6 protein-coding genes and 1 riboswitch are annotated in these 7,204 nt (G+C 38.8%); all 6 genes read right to left on the bottom strand.

Going from position 1 to position 7,204, the window contains the following annotated elements; translation table 11 throughout:
* Window positions 1-82: 82 nt before the first annotated feature.
* The 6 genes from ACEVFT_RS09225 to ACEVFT_RS09200 all read right to left on the bottom strand — a co-directional run bounded on the left by ACEVFT_RS09225 (window position 83) and on the right by ACEVFT_RS09200 (window position 7,180).
* Window positions 83-1,429 (bottom strand): sodium-dependent transporter, encoded by a 1,347-nt coding sequence (locus ACEVFT_RS09225; protein WP_393949341.1) that lies wholly within the window; start codon window positions 1,427-1,429, stop codon window positions 83-85.
* 241 nt (window positions 1,430-1,670) lie between these two features.
* Complete coding sequence (locus ACEVFT_RS09220) at window positions 1,671-2,258, bottom strand: ECF transporter S component (protein WP_205442133.1); 588 nt, start codon at window positions 2,256-2,258, stop codon at window positions 1,671-1,673.
* Between the two features lie 218 nt (window positions 2,259-2,476).
* A riboswitch (FMN riboswitch) is annotated at window positions 2,477-2,663 on the bottom strand.
* 137 nt (window positions 2,664-2,800) lie between these two features.
* Complete coding sequence (locus ACEVFT_RS09215) at window positions 2,801-4,087, bottom strand: RNA polymerase subunit sigma (RefSeq protein WP_393949340.1); 1,287 nt, start codon at window positions 4,085-4,087, stop codon at window positions 2,801-2,803.
* Window positions 4,084-4,617 carry an RNA polymerase sigma factor SigX gene (sigX, locus tag ACEVFT_RS09210; protein WP_009370717.1) on the bottom strand — a complete coding sequence of 178 codons (534 nt, stop codon included), beginning with the start codon at window positions 4,615-4,617 and terminating at the stop codon, window positions 4,084-4,086. Before sigX ends, ACEVFT_RS09215 begins: the two co-directional genes overlap by 4 nt.
* 78 nt (window positions 4,618-4,695) lie before the next feature.
* A complete protein-coding gene (locus tag ACEVFT_RS09205; RefSeq protein WP_205442130.1) occupies window positions 4,696-6,471 on the bottom strand; it encodes an ATP-binding protein in 1,776 nt (591 codons plus the stop codon).
* The gene (locus ACEVFT_RS09200) at window positions 6,464-7,180 is read right to left on the bottom strand and encodes a response regulator transcription factor (RefSeq protein ID WP_004232215.1); all 717 of its coding nucleotides are present in this window, start codon (window positions 7,178-7,180) and stop codon (window positions 6,464-6,466) included. The genes ACEVFT_RS09205 and ACEVFT_RS09200 overlap by 8 nt, the downstream gene beginning before the upstream one ends.
* Window positions 7,181-7,204: the final 24 nt, after the last annotated feature.

The raw sequence follows: 7,204 nt of genomic DNA, 5'->3' as shown, positions 1-7,204 counted from the left end.
AAGTTGCTTTTTCTGCCGTTGACATTATCTTTTTTCAACAACATGAAAGGTGTATTCCTATTAGATGGAATACACCTTTTCTTTAATATTGCAGTAGCATATTAACAAACACGACAAGAATGATAATCGGTACGACAACTAACATTAACATACGATATGACGAATAATAGCCTTGTCCCATTTGACTACCCATTAACAACTCTCTTTTCACAAATTCTTTATCCACTACATGGGCAATAAAGATAGCAATGAATAAATTTCCTAATGGAAGCATGATGTTTGACACTAGAAAATCAGTTGCATCAAAAATACTTTTCTCAAAAATCGTTACATCCGATAAAACACTAGAAGAAAGTGCTGCTGGAATAGCTGCAATAAATACGACTATACCAAGTAAAAGTGTCCACATTGGACGGGATTTCTGACTATGTTCCATAAATGCCGCGACAATAATTTCATATAAACTAAATGATGACGTTAATGTAGCAAATAAAAATAGTAATAAAAACATCGCTAAAAATACTTCACCGAATGGCATTTGACTGAAAGCTGTTGGTAGCACCATAAATAGCAAACCTGGACCCGCTGCTGGCTCTAAATCAAAGGCGAACACAACAGGGAAAATCGCTAATCCTGCTAAAAATGAAACTAGCACAGTTAACAGCACAACAGAACCTGCTGAATTGGGCAGACTTACATCTTTTTTTAGATAGGAACTATATGTAACAAGACAAGAGAATCCTACTGCTAACCCAAAGAACGATTGCCCCAGCGCTTCTAATAATGCCTTTCCAGTAATATTCGAGAAATCAGGCCATAAGAAGAATTTTACGCCCTCCATTGCCCCATCCAATGTAACAGCGCGCACAACAAGGACAATGAACATTATAAAGAGTAGCGGCATCATCCATTTATTGGCCTTTTCGATCCCATTTTGTACACCTAACGAAATCACAAGTACATTGGCTAATGTAAACAACACTAAACCAACTAGCGTAATCCAAGGCGTACCTATAATTTTTCCAAATAGCTCAGCTGGATCTACTGCTGGATCGATTACAGCGCCAGCAACACCGAGCCCGCTATAAATAAAGATCCAACCTCCAACTACACTATAAAAAGTTAATAATAAAAAACAACCTAGTACACCCATTCGACCAATCCAAGCCCAGCCTGGCTTTGTCGGAGCGATTTTTTTATATGCCGTTACAGCCTCCGATTGTGTACCACGTCCCAAAACATACTCGGACAATAGCATTGGTAACCCTATTAATAAGGTAAATAACACAAAGATTAGGAAAAACGCTCCTCCACCACTTTGTCCCGTTACATAGGGTAGTTTCCAAATTGCCCCTAGTCCAATTGCAGCACCCGCTGATGCTAGAATAAATCCTAATTTACTAGACCACTGTCCCTTTTGTTCACTCATCTCTTCAAACTCCTCAAACATTCTAAACTCTTCCCTATTTTACATGAAAATATAGCTTTCGACTAGGTCATAATGATAAAGTACTAGATAGCTAGCTTACTCCATTACTTTTTTCTATGTTTATCCGTTAGTTTTGCCTTTCTATCCGTTCCTTTTAGTAATTTATCCGTTACACCTTAAACCCTATCCATCATTTCTTCAACAAAAAACCTCGGGTATATTCACCCGAGGTTAGCGTATATTATTTTGATATATAGATAGAACGCTGACGGTCGATCCATTTGCGCATTGTAGTAAATAAAAACGCCATAATAGCCGTTAATAAAATACCTTTCACAATGTTAAATGGTAAAATCCCAGCGACAATCATTTTATAAAGTGAGTCACCTACAACAGGTTCCATTCCTAAGAAGTATGTGTACATCGGTAAAAATACTACATAGTTTAAAATACTCATGCCTACTGCCATTACGACTGTACCTGTTGCTAAACCTCCAACAAGACCAGCAATTGTTTTAAAGCGATTAAAAATAAAGCTTACTGGTAAAATAAATAAAATACCTGTTGTAAAGTTAGCAATATGACCTACTGGCACACCTGTTGGCGTTCCTGAGAAAATCCAATCCAATACATTTTTAAATAACTCTACTAAAATACCAGCTACAGGCCCCATTGTGATGGCTGCTATTAATGCAGGCATATCACTAAAGTCCACTTCCAAAAATGCTGGGAACGGCGGAATTGGGAAATTAAAAAGCATTAATAAAAACGAAATACTGCTCAGCATACCAATCGTAATAAACGATTGAAGTTTAACATTCTTCTTCATAGAAAACTCTCTCCTCTTTGCTGATTCAATCTCGCAAGAAGAAAGGTGACGATCTTTCAATTGTTAGCATGAAAAAACCCTTATGCATGAAAAAGCACAAGGGAGAAAGGCATGACGAATAAGCGTCAATATAAACTATTTTTTGAGCACTGTTTAAAAAGCCCTACAAAAAAGCGCTCGGCTATAGTTCACTTCATAACAATGAATGACGATCGTACCTCCATCTTCTCCCATCCAGACTTTAACTGTCGGCCTTGGAATCACACCAAGTCAGCCATGCAAATAAATTTGCACAGGTCGCGGGCTGAAGAGTGTAGCATAAACCATTCGAGTTAATGAAAAACATTAACGGTTTACCACTCTATTACCGCCGGTCGGGATTTTCACCCTGCCCCGAAGATGAATCATATTATTTTATACTACAACCTTACTATAATTAATTATCAAGAAAAAGTAAATAGTTCTGCTTAAAAAAATCCGATTAGATTTGTATGTATTATAAAAATGGAGCATTCCATGCTACAGGAATGCTCCATTTTTGACTAAGGCATATATTGTTTATTTGGCCCCACAGGCTTTGGCAAATACGTTTTCAAATCGAATCCTTCCCAGCTTTCTTGGACCACATTATCTAAGCGTAATTGTTGGCCAAAGCCAGCGGCAGTTAACATCATGGCCTCAATCAATTGCGTGGCGCGGATTGGCTCCATCGATGCTAAATCTAAGGGGATATCAAATGTAACGACGACACCTTCCGCTTCCTCTTTCACGGTATAAGTCACGTTTTCAGGAACAACTGTTACATAAACATCATCATTTTTGTTTTTCATGAGTGTAAGTGCCTCTGTAACATTTACAAATGTTTGACGGAAATCTGGTGACAGATATTCCGCACCATTACCATCTTGGTATAAATAATAATTAAAATGTTTGGCGTTTGTTAATGACATAGCTTGGCTTGGCTCGCCCTCTTGAGAAAACTCATAAGGTGTGCCATCTTCATTTTGAATCTCCACTTCCGTATATTCAGAATCTGAGAATGTATCTTCCAAAGTTCCTTTGTACTCATTGACGGTAGCTGAAGCAACATCATAGTCATTGTCCTTTGGTAAAACGTGGACAAGCTTGTCTTCCTTCTCCTTCAGTTCACCTTTAAAAGGATGATAATCTGTAAAACCTTTGGCTTCTTCATCAATTTGAGGAGCGTATTTCTCATACATCTGTAAGGTAGAAGGTTTTTCTGTTCCAAAATCAGTTGCTACACGCTCATTTGGTATCACATATGTCATTGGAACACTTTCCGCATCACGTCCTGCTAAACCAATACGGAAAACGACAGCATCTTTCACATCTTCCTCATAGACAGATGACCGTAAAGATAACATGCGCTCATGCTCCGATACAATACTGGATTGAAGCGCTTCATCCTGCGTAGCAGCGTCTTTAGCAGAACGATCTTCCTGTAAAGTAGCGTAATTAGCCGTTTCTGGAGTACTAGCTAGATCTTTTTGGCTAGCGTCATTATTCATGAACATGGAGCCAACGAGTACCGTTAGCGCGAAAACTGCTGCTACACTCGTAAAAATCGGCATTTTTCGGAACTTAGATCGTGATGGTCGTTCATCTTGGCTCAAAGGTTTACTTTCTTGTCGTGCTTCTTCATTCACTATAGGTTGTTGTATCGCTTCTTGAAGGTGACTATTATCCTGCAAGCGAGCATCTGCCATTAACCGATTTAATATTTCTTCTTTTGAACGGTGGTCAGAAAGCTTAGGGGCATTGTTCAATACATATTCAAGCTGTTCATCATCAAATGGCTTATGCGTCATTGCCGTTTCGCCTCCTGTTCTCTAATCGGCTGTAGCTGTTGCCTTAAAAATTTAATGGCTCGATGCTGGGTCGTTTTTACCTTAGCTTCTGTCCAATCTAGTATTTGCGCTGTTTCTGCGATCGATAAGTCCTGAAAATAGCGCATTATAATGACCATTTTTTGGTCGCCTGTACAGTTTTCAAGTGCTGATTCTACCTGCATAAATTCATCACTGGCCTGTAGCATATCTTCCGGTGATGGTGTGGTTGAATGGAGCTGTTCCGTTTCCCAGTCAAAGAAATCATGTGAATGCTTTTGGCGTACAGCTTGCTTTCTAAAATGATCAATCGCTACATTTTTGGCAATAGCAAATAGCCATGTTTTCTCACTACTATTCCCTGCAAATTGATCATATGAGCGCAACACTCGTACATAAACTTCATGTGCTAAATCTTCGGCAAGTGTACGGTTTTTTACTAAATATATTAAAAACTGAAACACGTCTTGGTGATATGCATCGTATAGTCGATGGAACACGGAGTCATTCAAAGCACTCCACCCCCGTTCTATAATATTTGTCGTCTTACATTCATAGAAGTTACAGCCAATTAATAGCAATACATGTTATTAATCGAACGGTAAATAAAACGTGAAGGTCGTACCCTCTTTCAGCACACTGTCTACCATAATATTACCTGAGTGTGCCTTCACAATATTTCTAGCAATGGCTAAGCCGAGACCAGTTCCACCTTTGGAACGGGTACGTGCCTTATCGGCTTTGTAAAAGCGTTCAAAGACATATGGTAAGTCATCCTGAGGAATGCCATGCCCTGTATCTTGAACAGATATTTTAGCAAATGTCGGCTCCTGCTCGATTTTTACAGTCACAGACCCTTCATCTGTATGTCTAAGTGCATTATCGACTAAATTTGTAAGCACTTGTTCAATCCGATCCTCATCAATATTAATCATGGCCTCGTCATTAAATTCACTGTCAAATTGCAGACGAACGTGCTTTTCCTTTGCTACCTGAGCAAATTTTTGTGTAATACGCTCGAATGTCGAATTGATCGGTAATTCATCTTTATAAAGCGTCATATGCCCTGATTCCATGCGTGCCAAATCTAATAGATCTGTCACAAGGCGACCCATTCGCTTCGATTCATCATAAATAATTTTGGTAATCTCATTACGCTCTTCCTGATCCTGAATAAAATCATCGTCCATTAATGCTTCAGAGTAACCTTGTAGCATGGCAATCGGTGTCCGTAGTTCGTGAGAAACATTGGCGATAAAATCGGATCTTAGTTTTTCTAAGCGATGTTGTTCAGTCATATCACGAATAACAGCCACAGCCCCACGTATCATTTCACCACTATAAAGAGGACTAATCGTAAATGTATAGTAGTTGCCATCCATTTCAATTTCCTCTTCTAGTTTATCCTCAAACATCAGCACATGATCAAGCATATGATACAGCTCTGGGGGGATAGGCTTTGCACTTTGCGAGCCTTTATTCACAAACCACTTTTGCATTAAACGTTCTGCTGGTGGGTTACTTAATAATATTGTACGATCACGGTTAAAGGTAATCACTGCATCTGTCATAGATGTCAAAATATTCGAAAGCTGTTCGTTTTCTTGATTGATAACCTCTAAATTGTGCTTTAATTGACGACCCATTTGGTTGAAGGCAACGGCAAGTTGACCAATTTCATCATTTTGCGTTGTAGGCATTTTCGCTTCAAAATTTCCTTTCGCAATTTCAAAAGCCAACTCACGCATTTTTCTTAATGGCGAAGTAATACGTGAAGAAAGGAAAAATGCGAAGAATGTCGTCAGCACAAATGCTATGAAGGCAGCTAAAAAGACAATTTTCGTTGTTTCCTTAGACGTTTTATGTAGCGCATCTGGGCTTTGATAGATGAAGACAGCTCCATGTACTGCATTTTCAACATTTAGGGGGAAACCAAGTACGACATACGATTCCATCTTTTCTTGATCAGTAGAAGAAGGCATCATCATTTCTTTAATAATGGGTTCATCTGATTGAAACACTTCATGAAAAGATTTATTGGCTAAAATAGTATCTTGTATTTCTTTTTTGTTGACACCCTCCTGCATTGCAAAGGATACTTCAACATGGCTTATCGCGATCAATGCATTGGTCCCTGTAGGTAAAATATCTTTTAATAATTCCGAAGTAGATTCTGCTGTTTCATTGTCATCTACTATACTTGCCACTGTTGCAGCTGTCTGACGCAATGAAATTTCTGCTTGCTGCATATGATAATTTTGAAGAAATTCAAGCATTAATACCGTGAAAACAAATAATACAAATGAAACGAGAAGCAATATGGTTACCCATAGCTTCCCGACAACACTATTCCATATTCTATTCATTGACAACCTCAAATTTGTATCCAACGCCCCAAACTGTCACAATCATTTTAGCAGCGTTTTCAGAAACTCGGTTGAGCTTTTCACGTAACCGTTTTACATGTGTATCCACTGTACGTAAATCACCAAAGAAGTCATAATGCCATACTTCTTTTAGTAGTTGTTCACGGTCAAATACTTTGTCTGGCGATTTCGCTAAAAAGTACAGTAATTCATACTCTTTTGGTGTTAAATTGACCTCAATCCCCTCTGCTGTTACACGGTGTGCGTCGTGATCAATCATTAAATGCTGGAACACCACCAAATCTTTTGAAGAGGATGCATTCGTCGTTGGTGAGAAAGCTTGTGAACGGCGTAAAATAGCCTTCACACGTAAAACAACCTCACGAGGACTAAATGGTTTTACAATATAGTCATCTGCGCCAAGCTCAAAGCCTTGTACACGATTCGCTTCTTCGCCTTTTGCAGTTAATAAAATAATCGGTGTTGCTGCGCGTTCTCGAATTTCCGCACACACTTCTAGCCCATCTTTTTCAGGCATCATAATATCAAGTAAAATACAGTGATACTCTTTTTCTAAAGATTTCTCGATCGCTTGTTCACCATTTTCTGCCTCGTCAACAAGGTATCCTTCTCGCTCTAGATACATTTTTAATAAGCGGCGAATACGATCCTCGTCGTCTACTACTAATACTGAAATATTTTCTGACACTTTCACGATCCCTCTCTTCCAATC

It is taken from the genome of Lysinibacillus sp. PWR01, assembly GCF_043359455.1.
In the GTDB taxonomy this organism is placed as follows: Bacteria; Bacillota; Bacilli; order Bacillales_A; family Planococcaceae; genus Lysinibacillus; species Lysinibacillus fusiformis_F.
Note: the sequence above shows the minus strand (reverse complement) of the source record. Positions and strands in the feature narration are given on the sequence as shown.